This is a genomic window from Brucella pseudogrignonensis (assembly GCF_002252525.1).
GTDB classification, from domain to species: Bacteria; Pseudomonadota; Alphaproteobacteria; order Rhizobiales; family Rhizobiaceae; genus Brucella; species Brucella pseudogrignonensis.
Genome location: NZ_NNRM01000039.1, coordinates 59,916 through 76,128, shown reverse-complemented (window position 1 = coordinate 76,128; position 16,213 = coordinate 59,916). Strand labels below are relative to the sequence as shown.

Genomic DNA, 16,213 nt, shown 5'->3' with positions numbered 1-16,213 from the left:
GTGCGGCCTAGCTGTGCCCTTCCTGGTTTTCAGGGCCATAAATAATCTCTTCACAGAGGTTGATAACTGATAGTGCGATCTGTAACCGATCCCACCCGGCATTTTCGGCCTCATCAACCAATTTTTGAAAGGCTGGTTCAAGCGCGAAGTCGCATTCGAACCGATACTTGCTTTCACCCATTGCGGTTGTCGGTGCATTGATCGGACGCACCATTCAAGATTTCCTCGCATAGATCGATTGCATTGCGAACCAGTTCCTTCAGTTAATTCAAACGCGCCGTAAAAATGTGCTTTCTGGCACGCTCCAGTACATTAAAATAACAGGCTTCTCATTCCTAGCCGGATCGCTCGAGCCAATGTTTGCCTGTGCCTGATGTTTCTTCATATTCAAACATTACCGGGTTTATACAAAGTCTATATGAAGTTCTGCTCATATTATCTATCAGGCAAATGACGTATTTCCGCCCTTTCTAAAAAAAAAGGCCAGATACGAGATCTGGCCCTGAAAATGCGATGATCAACGTTGTGCGACAGGTCGAACCAACGGTGTGACACGTCGGATCGTCACGCGTCTGTTTTCCTGTTCCGCTGCCTGGGTGCGGATTTTCAGAAAGCGCTCGCCATAACCTTGTGTGACCAGATTTTCTGCCGGGATGTCGTAAACCTCGGTCAGGAGGTTTGCGACCGATTCCGCGCGCCGATCTGAGAGAACCAGGTTGGAACGATCAGAGCCGACAGCATCTGTATGGCCTTCAATGAAGAAGGTTTCGCCAGGATCCTTGGCCAAGACCTTTTGAATGGCATTGGCGACCTTTCGCAGTGTCTTGGCCTGTGACAAGGACACCTCGGCACTGCCGGTGGCGAAATGGATTGTATCGAGATCGATGCGGCGCACTTTATCCCGCAGGCGTGCGGAGTGCCGCACCTCATCGATGGTATAGACGCGTTCAACACGCTCCACAGGTGGCATTGCCAAAAAGTCGTAGAAGTCGCGCTCCGGATCCTGCGCCACATCGATAATGTAGTCGTTGACCGGAATTGTCAGTCGCATCGGAGGCAGATCATAGCCGACGTCGAATATTGCCGCACGCGGGCTATCGTCATACTCAGGCGCATAAATCATCAGATATTCATTTCCATCGCGGTCAATGCGAGAGCGCTGCAGGATATCGCCATAACGGTCATAAACCGTTACGATTTCATGCCCGCCAGGGCGCACAATCGTCTCGCGCAAGCGCCCACGGGGCAGCTCATCATAATAGGTGTTCTCGGCATTGCGGCGCAGGCGAGGACGATCATCGCCACGCACAAAGATGCGATCGCCGGCATCCAGAATGACCCGGTTATCGATCTGCTCGATGATCTTCACATTCGTCACATTGTCGTTGATAGTCGTGTTGTTGACTGTCGTGTTGTTGATGACAGTGTTGTTAACGACCGTGTTATTGACGATGTTTGTCGTCTCAGGAACCATGAAAGCCGGCGCGTCTTTGACGCGTGTGCCTTCCTCTTTGAGGTTTGCCTCAATTTTTTGCGGTAGTGCGGCCTTCAGATTATCTGGAATTTCGACCTGAGCTGCAGCGTCATCAACTGGGGGCGGCAGCTTCTGCTCCTCTGTCGCACGCTGCTGCTCCCGCAATTTGCGGCGCTCTTCCCGCGATTGTTTACCGCCGAAATTGTCAGCATCTTTGTCGCTATCGAGAATGGCAGCCCCGTTTTCGACCGGCAGCACGACGGTCTCGTCCGTGCTGGCTGGATCGCGAGCAATCTGCTCCTTGAGTTCCGGCGTGCGTTCGTCGATGATTTCAGAAGGCGGATTCTGTGCGGCATTTTCCGGCGGCACAACTTGCGGCTTCTCACCTTCAGGTTGCTCTTGCGGCATGGCGCCGCTATCGGTGTCGGAGCTTGCCGGAGCGCCCGTATCTGCGGGCGCCTGAGGATTGTCGGGCAGTGCGGGCGCGTCAGATCGTTGTGGCCGCGCGGCGGGTTGTTCGGGATCCGGCTCAGGCGCTTGTGGTTGCGCTTGTGGCTGCGCTTGGGGTTGCGGCGCTACAGGCGGCTGCGGATCGGCCTGGGGCGGCTGTTCCTGCGGTGTTGGCGCGGGTTGGGCATTGTCCTGCGCGGGTGCGGGTTCTGTCGCTTCGCGTGCCTTTCTTTTGGCTTCGTCCTCTATCGTCTTTTGCTGCTCAATGCTCGGCTGCTGTTCTGCCGCTTCGCGACGAGCCTTCTCCTCTGCCTGTCTTTGCTCTTCAGCCTGACGCTGCGCTTGCTCATCAGCGGCTTTTTGTTGCTGCTCGGCTTCACGTTTTGCCTGTTCTTCGGCCGCTTTTTGTTGCAGGGCGGCCTGACGGGCCGCATCCTCAGCCTGTTTGCGACGTGCTTCCTCTTCAATGGCATTTTGTTCGTCTGCCGCGCGTTGCTGCTCTGCGGCTTCACGTTGCGCTTGTTCAGCAGCGCGCTGCTGTTGCTCGGCCTGTCGGTCCGCTTCTTGCTGTGCTGCACGCTGTTGTTCTTCAGCGTTGCGTCGTGTTTCTTCTTCTGCGGCGCGCTGCTGTTCGGCTGCCTCCCTTTGAGCCTCCTCGGCTGCCCGCTGCATTTCTTCGGCCTGTTGCTGCCTTAGCGTTTCGGCGTCTGAGTCCTGCTCACCGCTATCCTGCGCAAGCAGGATGGCCGGCTCGCTGAGCAGCTGTGCGTTGACCGGCTGCATCATCATGGAGGCAGAGAGTGCCGGCAGCACTACGGTTGCGAGAAGCTTGGAACGAATTTTCATAATCCCTCTCCTTAAGGACGGCAGACGTCGATGTGACCGACGGACGAGCGGCTTATATCGGACCGTCTCGCGCTATTAATCCGCATTGCTTGAGCGCAAATTCCGGCAAGATCACGACTTTGTTAGCGAAAACTTGATGAATAAAAGCTGAATAACTCTCTAACGGCCGTGTTTGCGGCGGCGGCTGCTGCAAATGCCCGAAATGGCCGTGCCAATCTATTCCGCTTTACCCTTTTGCTTGCAGGCAATATGAAAGTGACGGTGTTTTCAAAGTGCAAGATGGAGCGGCACTCAGCACAGTGTTGCGCTGCGGCCATGCTTGCCGTGTCTGAATAAACGAGAAGGGCAAGGGGGCAGGGTGGACGCAAAATCTGTTTATTTAACCGTCACGATGATCATCCTTGCCAATGGCGCGATGCTCAGTGCGATCAACCGCGATTTCCCCGTCTCGCTGCGCCCAGCTGCCATGAACTGGGTGTGGGCGACGCTTGTCGTTGCGGCGGGCTGCGTGACCTTTGCAGTGGGTGGCTGGCTGCCCCGTACCCTGTCGGTGCTGGTCGCCAATAGTTGTCTTTTTGCAGGGCTCTGCCTTTATTACCGGGCGATCAGAACGTTCCAGAATCTCGGCGGCAATCTGTTTCCATGGCTTGTCTTCGGTCTTGGCATGGCGGTTTTCCTGTATTTTCTGGCCATTGTTCCCGACACGCTGGCGCGGATCGTGGTGGTTTCGGTTGTCTGGATCTGGCTGATGGCAGCCAGTATCCGGCTGCTTGCCGACAAGCGCCACCGTGATGGTTCCCGCAGCCGCATCATGCTGATCTCGCTTTACTGTGCGGCGTTGGTTTTAACAGCACTGAGAGCTTTGTTCTATATTGCAACAGAGGCCGGTGCACAGCTCGACATTGCGGACAACAGCAACTGGATGAATACCATCACCCCGGTATTTCTGGCTATCCTGCCGATTATCGGTACCACGGCTTTCATTTTGATGTGTACAGATCAGGTGCGTCGTCGCTGGGAACGCGTCGCATCAAAGGATTATCTCACCGGATTGCCCAATCGCCGGACATTGAATGATGTGGGGACGGAGCGATTTGAGCGGGTCAGGCATTTACCGGTGCCGCATGTGGTGGCTGTCCTTGATATTGATGACTTCAAGCGGATCAATGACAATCATGGCCATGAGGTCGGTGATCAGGTGCTCAAACATGTCGCAGCATGCCTGCAGGCGAGCATGCAGGCGGATGATTTTGTTGCCCGCTCGGGTGGCGAGGAATTTGTCATCATCTTTGGCGAACGCAACAGTGAATTGCCGCTGATCGCGACAGAAGCCATCCGTCGGACCATCGCCGAGAGCCCGTTCGTAGTAGGGGAGAACGCATTGCCGGTGACAGTATCGATCGGCGTGGCTCAAAAAAGGGCGACCTCATCGAGCTTCGAAAGTCTTCTGCGCAAGGCGGATCGGGCGCTTTATCAAGCCAAGTCGAACGGCAAGAACCGGGTGGAGATTGCCGCGCAGTCGTCCGAAGCTAAGCCAGAATCTGGGTGACGGAGCGGGTTGCCGAAATCATCATCGGCACAAATTGCCGAACGAGCGTGTCTTCATTGTAGCGAAGATTGGAGGCAGCAAGGACTGCCGCCGCGGTTGTGTATCCGTCCGGCAGATAGATGGGAGCTGCCAGCGCGATGTCGTTGGTATAGACCTGTTCCTCGGCAATGGCAAAACCGCGCTGTCTTGTCTCTGAGATGCGTCGCCAGATCTTTTCGGGATCAAAGACGGTTTTCGGCGTATAGGCACGCAGGTCACTGCGCGCCAGAATATCGTGAATTTTAGCATCTTCCAGTCCGGCAAGAAAGACCAGGCCGGCTGCCGAACAATAGGCGGGAAGCCTGCTGCCGACAATGACATCATTGTCGAGCGTATTGGCAGAGAGATAGCGGGCGAGATAGATAATATCGGTGTCGTCAAGCAGCGTGAGCGAGATGGTTTCACCGGTGCTGCGGTTGAGATGAAGCAGATAGGGATGCGCTCTTTGCACCAGCAGGCTTGAACGTGTGTAGCGATAGGCCATGTTCAATGACTTGGCTGCTAGCTCATAGGTCTTGCTGCCGGGTACCTTTTGGAGATAGCCCAGATGCAGCAGCGTATGGGCAAAGCGCTGCGCGGCGGAGCGATCGATTCCTGCTCTTTGCGCGAGTTGGGTCAACGTCTGGCGCGGATGCAGTGGGTCGAACGCTTCCAGAACACGGAAGGCCTTTTCGACCGCCCGGACCATCATCGGGTCATCATGCTCGTCTTCGGTCAGTCCCATACATGCCTGTCCTCTGGCTGCGATGGCATTGCCGATGCCATTCTCACGTCAATCTTTTACCCTGTGTTCCTGAAGAGCGAAGAGACTTTTTTGGCGTCTCCACAATCAAAAGCTGCAGGATGCGGCAATCAGGAAGATGCCGCGCTGCGGCACCTTCCGTGATGGTGTCAGAAACGGATGTTCTGGAGCGTTGTGACATCCATGCCCGCATCTTTGAAACCTTCGAGAAGCAGGGGCACGATTGTTTGCTTGCTGCGGTTCTCGTCAGCCCATGTTTGCAGGAATTGCTGAACGCGGCCATCCTCGTCCTTGCGGGTTGCGGCGGAGACTGGAATGCCGTGGACGGGTTCTGGCAAGGTGTAGCTTGAGAACGCGCCGCGCGCGCTTTCGAAGGTCTTCATGCAGATTGGAAGTTCCTGCAGCATATAGTCTGCCCGACCTGACTGCACGGCCATGATGGCTTCGCTCATCTCCTTCAGGCTCATGATCTTGGCGTCAGGCATGTTTTTCTTGATGAAGGCGGTTTGTGCTGCGCCGGTCACCATGGCAAAGGTGACATTGGGAGAATTATACTCGGCCCATGTTTTCATCGGTTCCTTGCCTTTGGCACCGATCACGCAGTCGGACATCTGCCAGACCGGGCCAGCCATCGCGAGCGCTTTCTTGCGTTCTTCGGTTGCGGTCATACCGGGAAAGATGTCGAGACGACCCGATTGAAGGTCGAGCACAATGCTCTGCCAGGTCACTTCACGCCATTTCAGCTTGAGATCTTTGCCCATTGCCTTGCCCAGATCGGCTGCCATCTGACGACAGACCCGCGGACCATAGCCAGCATATTCGAGTTCGCCGCCGACGTGGAACGAGGTGGGCGGATAGTTTCTGACCCCGCCGCACACAACTTCTCCGGTCCGCTCGATCTTGTCCCATACGGATTCGGCGTTCGCCGGTGCGGCGATTGTGATGCCGACGAAGCTCAAAAGCGCTGCGGTGAGTGTTTTCATCATTGTATTCATTCCCTTCAACTGCCCTTCTGTGGAGGACTTGATAAGACCAGATCCACCTTGTGGTCATTGCGTGTTCCGCGACAAGGGAAAAATCATTTCGCAGCGCTTCTTCTCGCTAAAACAGCAAGAAAAAGCAAATATTGATAAAAAAAAATTTCACAGCGATTAAATGTAATCGCAGAACGATTAAAAAGGTATTTTTGTGTAAAAAACCTTGGTGGTTATCTCGAATCAAGCTAGCTGCCAGAAAGAGGCTGCCTGATCCGGATAGGGTGCCGCCGCAAAAATGGGAGTGCATTCGGATGTATCAATTTGACTGGTCCGTTATTCAGGACGGACAATTGTGGCTCAATGCGATCGGTGTGACGGTCGCCTATGCAGCCGTCACCTCCTTGGCTGGTCTGTTGATCGGCGTGTTTCTGGGGCTCGCTCTGGTGGCGCGGATTCCGGTGCTGACCTTGCTCATCAACGCCTATATCCATTTGTTTCGTTGCACGCCGCTCTTGGTGCAGATTGTCTGGTTCTTTTACGCGCTGCCGATGCTGACCGGCTATACTTTGCCGGACTGGTTTGCGGCAGGGCTCGGCTTGACCTTGTATATGGCGGCATTTTCGGCGGAGATATTTCGAGCCGGTGTCATTTCCATCGACCGGGGCCAGTGGGAAGCTTCGACTGTCTTGGGGTTCTCGTACTTTACCAAAATGCGTCATATCATTTTGCCGCAAGCAACACGACGCATGATCCCCCCGATTGTCAGTCAGACCATTTTGCAGCTGAAAAACACATCGCTTCTTTCGGTCGTTGCTGTTCCCGACCTTATGTATGCGGCTGGCAGCCTGACGATGGAAACCTACCGCCCGCTTGAAGTCTACACCTTTGCGGCGCTGCTCTATCTGGCGATCCTCACACCTGTGACGCTGATTGCGAACCGTTTCGAAATCAAACATTGAAGGTGGCTGCGATGATCAGAGTTCAGAATCTGCGCAAGACATTTGGCACGCATGAGGTGCTGCGCGGTATCGACCTTGTCGTGGAGCGCGGCGATGTCGCAGTGCTCATCGGCCCGTCGGGCTGCGGGAAATCAACCCTGCTTCGTTGTCTTGATCTGCTTGAACAACCGACGGAGGGCCTGATCGAGGTGGCCGGCAACCGCCTTGAATTCAATCCAAACAGCAAATATCCGGAGCGGGTGAAAGCGCATTTCCGTATGAAGACGGGGATGGTGTTTCAAGGCTTCAATCTTTTTCCCCATATGACGGTGCTGCAGAACGTCATGTCAGGCCCATTGCTCAACAAACTCAAGAGCAAGGACGAGGCGCGCGACCTGGCACTCAAACTGCTCAAGCGGGTGGGATTGTCAGACAAGGTTGATCTTTATCCGCGCCAGATTTCGGGTGGTCAGGCGCAGCGTGTGGCGATCGCTCGTGCTCTGGCACTGGAGCCGGAGGTGATGCTTTTTGACGAGCCGACATCAGCGCTCGATCCGGAACTGGTCGGCGAGGTTCTCGACGTGATGCAGGGGCTGGCTGCGGAGGGAACCACGATGATTGTGGTGACCCATGAGATGAGCTTTGCCCGCAATGTCGCATCCAAGGTCATTTTCATGGAGGCCGGGCATGTTGTGGAAACCGGGGCACCTGACCGTGTCCTCAAGCACCCCGAAACCGAACGTCTCAAGAGTTTCCTTTCCAAGGTTGAGCATTAATCATCTGACCAGACGGTGGATCATCGACAATGAAGCATTTTGATCTCGTGGGCATGTTTCCCGCCATTCCGACACCATTGACCGCAGACGGTGCGCTTGATGTTGCAGCGCTTAAAACCCTTATCGAGGCCAATCTTGCCGGTGGCGCAAAGGGCCTGGCACCGGTCGGTGGTACCGGAGAGTTTACCGCGCTTTCAATGCAGACGCGTGTCGCGATGGTTCGCGAAACAGTGCGGATCGTCAACGGCCGCGTTCCGGTGGTTGCCGGCGTTGTTTCTCCAGGCTGGGCAGAGGCAGTTGAACATGGACAAGCTTTTAAGGAGGTCGGTGCCGACGCCTTGCTTCTGGTGACGCCTTTTTATGTGATACCGAGCCAGCAAGGTGTGATTGATTATTTCCGCACCTACCGCAGCACGGTCGATTTGCCGCTTGTCTATTATGACGTTCCGGCGCGCACCAGCTTTGTCACGGCAGTCGATACGCTAAAGACCTTAGGTGAGGACGGCACCATTATCGGTGCCAAGATCTGCAATACGGATGCCTATTACTTCCAACGTCTTTCGGCGGCAATCGGCGGTCGTATTGCGCTTTTGTCTGGCGACGACATGATGTACGCGATCCATATCATGCATGGGGCAACGGGTGGTATTCTGGCCAGCGCACCGATGTTGCCGGCCTATTGGACCCAGATCCACGATACACTTGCCTCAGGCAGGCTTGCTGAGGGGATCGCACTGCATCAAAAGCTTCTGCCGAGCTTTGCTGCACTGTTCAATGAGGTCAATCCGGGCCCGCTCAAAACCATGATGGCGCATCTGGGACTGCCGGTTGGGCCGGTGTCATTGCCGTTGAAAGCCCCGAGCACGGCGACACAGCAACTCATCAATGAGGCCATTGAGGGTTTGCGGGTCCAGGGGATCGCTTAAACCATGGCAGGCGGGGCGCAATTTCTAGATTATGCAGAGGCGCGGGAACAGGCGAAACGCTTTCTTCCCCTCGCTCTGTTTGATTATATCGATCGCGGAACGGAGGCGGAAACGGCATTGCAAGCGCTGCATCATGGCTTTGCCACCCGCCGGATCGTGCCCCGTGTCTTGCGCTCGGTCTCAGCGCCGGATGTTTCGGTGCAATATCTGGGTGCTACGCACAAATGTCCTTTTGTGATTGCGCCAACTGCACTCGCTGGAATGGTGCGCCATGATGGAGAAGTGTTGATGGCGCGTGCGGCGCAGCAGGCAGGCCTACCCTTTGTCGTGGCAACGCAATCATCAACAAGTATCGAACAGATCTCGGCAAACGCTCCTGACAGTGAATTGTGGTTTCAGCTTTATGTTTGGCGCGACCGTTCTGAAACATGGAAACTCCTGGAACGCGCCAGAGCCTGTGGTGTTGAAACATTGGTTCTGACTGTTGATACGCCCGCCTCGCCGAAAAAAATTCATAACCGCCGCAATGGATTTGGCGTTCCACTAGAGCCCTCGATAACGCTTGCCCTGGACCTTATGCTGCATCCGCGTTGGACATTGGGTGTCATGGGAAGCTATGTGATGCGTAACGGATTTCCGTCCTATGCGCATTATCCTGGCGATGTTGCCAAGGCTGTCACCAGTTCCATTCGCAATCCACGCTTTGCACTCGACACGGTTCTTGATCAGGACTTTCTCAAGGAACTACGTCAGCGCTGGCCGCACAAACTGCTCATCAAGGGGGTACTTTGTGCCGCCGATGCAGTCGAGATTTTCAATTCAGGCTGCGATGGCGTGGTGGTATCGACGCATGGCGGTCGCAATCTTGACAGTGCCGTTCGACCGCTGGATGTGTTGCCACGGATACGAGAGGCGGTCGGCCCCGACAAGACGCTTTTTGCTGATAGCGGTGTGAGGCGTGGTTCGGACGCAGCGAAACTTTTGGCTGCGGGCGCTGACGGTGTCTTCCTGGGGCGTGGGCCGCTTTATGGATTGGCGGCAAGTGGCGTTCAGGGTGTGGTGGAGATAATCGAGCAATTCAGGGATGAACTTCGCTTGTTCCTGGCGTTTTCAGGTGCTGAGGATATCTCGGCACTTGGTCAGGCCGAGTGGATCATTGAGAGCGCATTGAGAGAAGTCTGATCTCCCTTCGATCAGACAAAGATACATAGGCAAAAAGAGAGTGAGAGCGCCGATCTGATCCAAACAGATCAAAACGCGTTCTCATCGGAAATGCCCCAATTTTCTTTAGAATTCACAGGTAAGAAAATGCTGTCCAAGCCAAGCTGCAACGATGTTTTCCTGCACGACCTTCGCCAGGCGATTGGAAGCCAATATGTGCTGACAGAAGCCCATGACAAGGAACCTTATCTGACGGACTGGCGCGGCTATGAAAAGGGCGAAGCACTGGCAGTTGTCTTGCCTGCAACGACCGCTGAGGTCTCAGCCCTGATGAAGCTCTCTGCTAAACACGCCTGCAAGATTGTTCCGCAGGGGGGAAATACCGGGTTGTGTCAGGGCGCGGTGCCATCGGGGTCAGAGCGCACAATTGTCATGGCTTTGCGTCGCTTGGATGCGATCCGCGAGATCGACAAAGCGTCAAATGTCATTGTCGCCGATGCCGGTTTGACACTGACTGCGGCTCATGATGCCGTTGCAGCCTTAGACCGCCGCATTCCATTGCATCTTGGCAGTGAGGGGAGCGCTCAATTGGGCGGCCTTGCCTCCACCAACGCAGGGGGGACCAGCGCGCTTCGCTATGGCCCAATTCGTGATCTTATTTGCGGCATTGAAGTCGTGTTACCGGATGGTCGCATTTTGAGTGATTTGCAGGCGCTTCGCAAAAACAACACGGGCTATGATCTGAAAAACCTGTTCATTGGTGCCGAAGGGACTCTGGGTATTATCACCGCGACGGCGTTGCGTTTGCAGCCAATGTTGCGTTCTGCGGGTCATGCCTGGATCGCGCTTCCCGATCTTGACGCTGCTGTGACCCTGTTGATGGGGCTGCAGGATCGCTTTGATACGGCGGTGCAGGCGGCAGAGCTTTTGTCAGGCAATCAGGTTGATCTGGTTCTTCAGCATATCCCTCGTGCAAGACATCCGCTGGACAGCCGCCCGGAATGGTCATTGCTGGTGGAGCTCGGCAGTGCAGACACAACAGCCCAGTTGCATCAAGCACTCGAAGAGTGGCTATCCGAGCAGTTCGAAGCTGGACTGGTTGTCGATGCCTTCATCGCACAGAGCCAGGCCCAGGCTGAAGACATCTGGCATTTAAGACATTCCGTTTCGGAAGCCAACAAGCTGCATGGCCATAGTCTCTCGCATGATATCGCGGTTCGAACGACGCTTGTTCCTGATCTGATCAAGCGGGCGAGTGCAGCGGTGCATGAAATCTATCCCCAGGCAGAGATTCTCATTGTTTCGCATATCGGGGATGGAAACATTCATTTCATTGCGCACTTCACCCATCAGCAGTGGTCCTGCATTGAGGATCACACTGCGGTCACCACAGAGATTATGAAGCGCGTCCATGATGTCGTCGATGAACTGAATGGTACGTTTTCGGCAGAACACGGGATTGGTCGAAAACTCGTCAAAGAACTCGCGACCCGCTCGGACCCTGTTCGGATGACTTTGATGCAATCTCTTCGCGATCTTATTGATCCTGATCGGCAAATGAATCCTGGAAGCGTGCTTGCAATCGAGCCGTAGCTTAAACGAGCAGCGTGGTATTGAAACGGCAAACTTTATCGGGACAGCCTGTTCTCATCATCGATCAGGACAAGGCGGGAAGGCGCTGATGAGCCCCACCGCCACAACACGACATTGAGATCATCCAGGCCTGCGCCGTTAGCAAAGCTCCGCACCAACAAGCCGTTATAGCCTGCAGCGATGAGGCGCCGCGCAAAAATTTGCGATGTTGCCTCTCCCTTCAAACGCATTTGATCGCGCCAGCCATGGTTGCTGAGCAATAACGCATCCAGTCCCATCTTCTTTAATGCAGATTCATCGCGGCAATCGAATAAAGTATCGATATCTGCCTCATAGGCGACGAGTGTTGTGGGTTGCAGGCTGCCAACCTGGTTAGCTTCACGAAGCGCGGTCATTATACTGACAGAGGAATAAAGCGCCGGAATGCCTTTTGGGTTGAAACGGCCTCCAAAAAGCGCGGCGCCGCGCCCAGAAAGGGGGTCGCGCGCATAAACTGGATTTAATGCCCGATAGAGTTTGTCACGATAAACAAGCGACACGGTTAGGCATGAACTCCGGCATCAACGGCATCGATATAGTCGAGAACCTCACTTGCTCTTCCGGTGAGAACCAATTGCATAGCCGTTTGGCCAGAAAAACCGGCCAATGGTTCGGAACGATACCAGGCATAAGCCATGAGTGCCGAACCGAAACGTGGTTCGACCTTGTTCAGGATTTCTACCATTTCCCGCAGTCGTTTTTGTGTTTTGTCGGATTGCACGCGGTCTTTGCGTTGCACAGCATCGCGACCCAAACCTGCGGAGCGTGCGACTTCATCACTTGTCGTACGCAGCGTATCTGCGATTTTGCGCGGTGCAAACAGACCATTATCTGAATATTGTGCGAGTCCCATATACAGACCCCTTGAAACAAAGCCATTTATTTTGACGCAATATAACGTCATTTTCGGTGGCATTCAAGGGATTTGGCCACGTCCGGCGTTAGATTTGGAAGCTAACTGAGCTCACGATCAATATCACGGCGTAAAACGATCGCTGTTGTGAGGTCCTCAACGATAGCGTGGCCTGCAATCAGATCGCGCACCCGATTAAGACCGTCAATCGAGCCGGTTTCAAGTTCAACGATAAGGTCAAGCTGACCGCTCACTGACGAAACGCGTCGCACCTCTGGATGACGGGCCAGGATATCGAGCAATTCATGGGCTGGCGTTCGGCGCAGGTTGATCAACAATGCCGCTCGAATGACATTTGCATCGATCTCACCGATATCCGCCCGGTATCCTCTGATGACGCCGCTTCGCTCGAGATTGGTGACGCGTTCGCTCGTGGCACTTCGCGACAATCCAATACGCCCAGCCAGCGTTTTCAGCGCGATACGCGCTTCCTTTGACAGGATTGCCAGTATTTCACGATCTTTCGCATCAAGTTCACGCATCATCATCCTGTTCGTCACCGGACATATGCCGGTTCATTCCGACAATGTGCCGGTTATCCCGACAGGATACTTGATGCCCGAAAATCCTTTGCATGCCAAGCTGCGGACAAGAAATGTAACCTGGAAAAATATTGGCTATGACTGATCTCTCTCACCCCGCGCCTCAGTTTTCAGTGATTGACGCAGAACAACTGGCAAAAGACGTTTTTGGCGTTGATGCAACGGCCTCTCAACTCGACAGCGAGCGTGATTGTAATTTTCGTCTCAAAACCGGCACGGATGCTGACTGGATACTGAAAATCGTCAATGCCAGTGAACCAAAGCTGGAAAGCGAGTTCCAGACGGCGCTGCTTCATCATCTTTCTGCAGCGCAATCCCGTCTCGCCGTTCCTCATTTAAAGCCAAGTGTTTCAGGAAATGTGCTGGCCTCGACAACCGGCAAAAGTGGCGAAAAACATGCTCTACGTCTTGTGGGCTGGTTGCCGGGAACCCCGCTGGCCGAAGTCAACAGAACGTTCGAACTGATGCGCAATCTGGGGCGTTCGCTGGGCGAACTCGACCAGGCGCTGCAGGGCTTCATCCATGTGGGTGCATTGCGTGATCTCGATTGGGATTTGCGCCATGCAGGCCGCGCGCGCGACCGTCTGCATTATATTGACGATGCTGATAAGAAAGCATTGCTTGAGCGCTTCATAACCCGCTTTGAAAACTTGGTCGCTCCCAAGCTTGCAGGCTTGCGTGCGCAGGTTATCCATAATGATGCCAATGATTGGAATGTTCTTGTCGATAACGACAATCATGAAAAAATCGCCGGCCTGATCGATTTTGGTGATGCTGTTCATACAGTGTTGATTTCAGAAGTCGCAATAGCCTGCGCCTATGCGGCCCTTGATACGCAAGATCCAATTGGCGCTGCTGCAGCCCTGGCTGAAGGATTTCATGAGCGTTATCCGCTCAAGGCCGAAGAAATTGATCTTCTCTTCGATCTGATTGCCATGCGCCTTGTCACAAGTGTTACATTCTCTGCATCTCGCCGCGAAAAGACCGATGACAATCCATATCTTGCGATCAGCGAAGCACCGGCATGGCGTCTTCTGGAAAAAATGGATGCGATGAACCCGCGCTTTGCCACCGCGATTTTGCGCAAGGCATGCGGCTTTGATGCAATCGATGGAGCAGCGGCCATCCGCAAGTGGGTGTCGGGTAATGCGAAAACATTCGCTCCTATCGTTCGCCCTGCGCCGGCGACGTTGAAAAAGGCGATTGTTCCCTATGGTGATGCTTCGCATTTCATGACGGTGGCCTCGGCGGAGCAACGCGCAACAGAAGCGACACAATGGTGGGACGATTTTTGTGCGGAACATGATATTGAGCTCGGAATAGGTTCCTGGGGTGAGAAACGCACGGTCTATACCGACAAAGCATTTCAATCCCGGTTCATTGAAGGACAGCGCCGCATTCATCATCTTGGCGTTGATTTGTTCATGCCAGCAGGAACACCGCTCTACACGCCACTGGCGGCAACGGTCTTAAGTGTTGAAATCGAGCATGAGCCGCTTGGGTATGGTGGTCTCGTCAAGCTCGAGCATCACCCTGAAAACTGCCCGCCATTTGTCACACTCTGGGGGCATATGGCGCATGAGGCGCTCGGCAGGCTGAAGCCGGGCCAGAAGCTGCAACCCGGTGACCTTGTTGGCCATATGGGTGATATTGATGAGAATGGCGGATGGACCCCGCATCTGCATTTTGAGATGACCACAGATGTGAATCTGACCGCAACTGAAATTTTGGGCGTTGGTGAAGCAGCATATCTTGACGTCTGGGCTGATTTATTTCCGGATGTTGCGGATCTGGCTGGCATTCCGCCAGAAACCTTTGCTCAAGATGGCAGAACCCGCGCTGAAATCATCGAAAAGCGCAAAGAAATACTGTTGCCAAACCTCTCGATCTCCTATTCCGAGCCGATCAAGTTCGTGCGTGGAGAAGGTACCTGGCTGATCGATGACCGGGGCCGTGCTTATCTCGATTGCTTCAACAATGTCTGCCACATCGGACATGCCCATGCAGAGGTGGTAGAGGCAATTGCCCGTCAGGCGGCCTTGCTGAATACCAATACCCGTTACCTGCATGACAACATTGTCGAATATGCAGAGCGGCTGACTGCCACATTGCCTGAGGGGCTGACTGTCGCATCCTTCGCGTGCTCAGGAAGTGAGGCGAATAGTCTGGCTTTGCGGATGGCACGCAATCATACCGGTCGCAATGAAGCCATCGTCCTTGACTGGGCTTATCATGGTACTACGCAGGAGCTCATTGATCTTAGCCCCTACAAGTATAAGCGCAAGGGTGGCAAGGGACGGCCCGAGCATGTGTATGAAGGCAGGATTCCTGATAGCTATCGCGCTCCGCAAGATTGGGCTTTCGAGGAGCATGGCAAAAGATTTGCTGAGGATATCGCCGAGAAAATTGATAGCATGCGCCTCCAGGGAAAAGCCCCTTCTTTCTTTATGGCAGAATCCATTCCAAGCGTTGCCGGTCAGGTGTTCCTGCCCGAAGGCTACCTGAAAGAAGTCTATGCAATGGTGCGTGCTGCGGGCGGTGTTTGCATCGCTGATGAAGTGCAGGTCGGGTTCGGTCGCGTTGGCAGTCACTGGTGGGCATTCGAGCTGCAGGATGTCGTGCCTGATATTGTCACGATGGGCAAGCCGATCGGCAATGGTCATCCAATGTCGGCCGTGGTGACCACGCGGGAGATCGCTGATAGTTTCAACAATGGTATGGAGTATTTCAATACATTTGGCGGCAATCCGGTGTCCTGCGCTGCGGGTCTTGCCGTCCTCAATGTCATCGAGCGTGATGGGTTGCGTGAAAATGCACTGGAAGTCGGCAACTATCTGATCGATGGCTTTCGCGAAATGCAAAACCGTTTCGAAATTATCGGCGATGTGCGTGGCCAGGGTCTGTTTCTGGGTATTGAACTGGTCACGGATCGCCAGACCAAGGCACCGGCGACTGATTTAGCGCGGCGCATCAATGATGGAGCACGCCAGCGCGGTATTCTGATGGGCACTGAAGGCCCTCATGACAACGTGCTGAAAATGCGGCCGTCGATGGTGTTCAGCCGCCAGAATGCTGACCATCTGCTTGATGTGCTAAATGACAGTTTTGTATCTGCGCTGAAATAGACGCAGCAAGGGTTGTCTGACCAAAGGCCCTCACCGCCTGGCTTGTTCCGGAGCGGTGAGGGCTTTTTTGTGTTTGAAGCGACGCTCACAGCTTTGCGTGAACCGCCTCCGCCCCCAGGGCGG

Annotated in this window: 14 protein-coding genes; 7 read left to right on the top strand and 7 right to left on the bottom strand. The window is 54.4% G+C overall.

Features of this window, described 5'->3' with window-relative positions; genetic code table 11:
• Positions 1 to 7: 7 nt before the first annotated feature.
• Positions 8 to 214 carry a hypothetical protein gene (locus tag CEV34_RS16525; RefSeq protein ID WP_007881103.1) on the bottom strand — a complete coding sequence of 69 codons (207 nt, stop codon included), beginning with the start codon at positions 212 to 214 and terminating at the stop codon, positions 8 to 10.
• 303 nt (positions 215 to 517) lie between these two features.
• On the bottom strand, positions 518 to 2,770 hold the full coding sequence (locus tag CEV34_RS16520; RefSeq protein ID WP_094544046.1) for an OmpA family protein: 2,253 nt from the start codon (positions 2,768 to 2,770) through the stop codon (positions 518 to 520).
• Between the two features lie 358 nt (positions 2,771 to 3,128).
• On the opposite strand from CEV34_RS16520, the gene CEV34_RS16515 reads away from it, so the two are divergent.
• Positions 3,129 to 4,319 carry a GGDEF domain-containing protein gene (locus tag CEV34_RS16515; RefSeq protein ID WP_143853405.1) on the top strand — a complete coding sequence of 397 codons (1,191 nt, stop codon included), beginning with the start codon at positions 3,129 to 3,131 and terminating at the stop codon, positions 4,317 to 4,319.
• On the opposite strand, the gene CEV34_RS16510 is transcribed toward CEV34_RS16515, so the two are convergent.
• Both CEV34_RS16510 and CEV34_RS16500 read right to left on the bottom strand, forming a co-directional pair.
• Positions 4,300 to 5,082 (bottom strand): IclR family transcriptional regulator, encoded by a 783-nt coding sequence (locus tag CEV34_RS16510; protein WP_007881094.1) that lies wholly within the window; start codon positions 5,080 to 5,082, stop codon positions 4,300 to 4,302. The genes CEV34_RS16515 and CEV34_RS16510 overlap by 20 nt on opposite strands.
• 167 nt (positions 5,083 to 5,249) lie before the next feature.
• Entirely contained in the window at positions 5,250 to 6,086 is an 837-nt protein-coding gene (locus CEV34_RS16500; protein ID WP_007881093.1) for a transporter substrate-binding domain-containing protein, read from the bottom strand.
• 302 nt (positions 6,087 to 6,388) lie between these two features.
• On the opposite strand from CEV34_RS16500, the gene CEV34_RS16495 reads away from it, so the two are divergent.
• From CEV34_RS16495 to CEV34_RS16475, 5 genes are all read left to right on the top strand, one after another.
• Entirely contained in the window at positions 6,389 to 7,036 is a 648-nt protein-coding gene (locus tag CEV34_RS16495; protein ID WP_007881092.1) for an amino acid ABC transporter permease, read from the top strand.
• Between the two features lie 11 nt (positions 7,037 to 7,047).
• Positions 7,048 to 7,791 (top strand): amino acid ABC transporter ATP-binding protein, encoded by a 744-nt coding sequence (locus tag CEV34_RS16490; protein WP_007881087.1) that lies wholly within the window; start codon positions 7,048 to 7,050, stop codon positions 7,789 to 7,791.
• 29 nt (positions 7,792 to 7,820) lie between these two features.
• Positions 7,821 to 8,717: a dihydrodipicolinate synthase family protein gene (locus CEV34_RS16485; protein ID WP_007881081.1), complete on the top strand. Its 897-nt coding sequence runs from the start codon at positions 7,821 to 7,823 to the stop codon at positions 8,715 to 8,717.
• A 3-nt stretch (positions 8,718 to 8,720) separates the two neighbouring features.
• On the top strand, positions 8,721 to 9,899 hold the full coding sequence (locus tag CEV34_RS16480) for an alpha-hydroxy acid oxidase (RefSeq protein WP_064323154.1): 1,179 nt from the start codon (positions 8,721 to 8,723) through the stop codon (positions 9,897 to 9,899).
• A gap of 126 nt (positions 9,900 to 10,025) precedes the next feature.
• Entirely contained in the window at positions 10,026 to 11,471 is a 1,446-nt protein-coding gene (locus tag CEV34_RS16475) for an FAD-binding oxidoreductase (protein ID WP_007881078.1), read from the top strand.
• A gap of 35 nt (positions 11,472 to 11,506) precedes the next feature.
• On the opposite strand, the gene CEV34_RS16470 is transcribed toward CEV34_RS16475, so the two are convergent.
• From CEV34_RS16470 to CEV34_RS16460, 3 genes are all read right to left on the bottom strand, one after another.
• On the bottom strand, positions 11,507 to 12,010 hold the full coding sequence (locus CEV34_RS16470) for an RES family NAD+ phosphorylase (protein ID WP_007881077.1): 504 nt from the start codon (positions 12,008 to 12,010) through the stop codon (positions 11,507 to 11,509).
• Between the two features lie 2 nt (positions 12,011 to 12,012).
• Positions 12,013 to 12,363: an MbcA/ParS/Xre antitoxin family protein gene (locus CEV34_RS16465; protein ID WP_007881076.1), complete on the bottom strand. Its 351-nt coding sequence runs from the start codon at positions 12,361 to 12,363 to the stop codon at positions 12,013 to 12,015.
• A gap of 101 nt (positions 12,364 to 12,464) precedes the next feature.
• Positions 12,465 to 12,905 (bottom strand): Lrp/AsnC family transcriptional regulator, encoded by a 441-nt coding sequence (locus CEV34_RS16460; protein ID WP_007881075.1) that lies wholly within the window; start codon positions 12,903 to 12,905, stop codon positions 12,465 to 12,467.
• Between the two features lie 137 nt (positions 12,906 to 13,042).
• Here CEV34_RS16460 and CEV34_RS16455 point away from each other — a divergent pair, with 137 nt between their 5' ends.
• On the top strand, positions 13,043 to 16,090 hold the full coding sequence (locus CEV34_RS16455; protein WP_007881074.1) for an aminotransferase class III-fold pyridoxal phosphate-dependent enzyme: 3,048 nt from the start codon (positions 13,043 to 13,045) through the stop codon (positions 16,088 to 16,090).
• Positions 16,091 to 16,213: the final 123 nt, after the last annotated feature.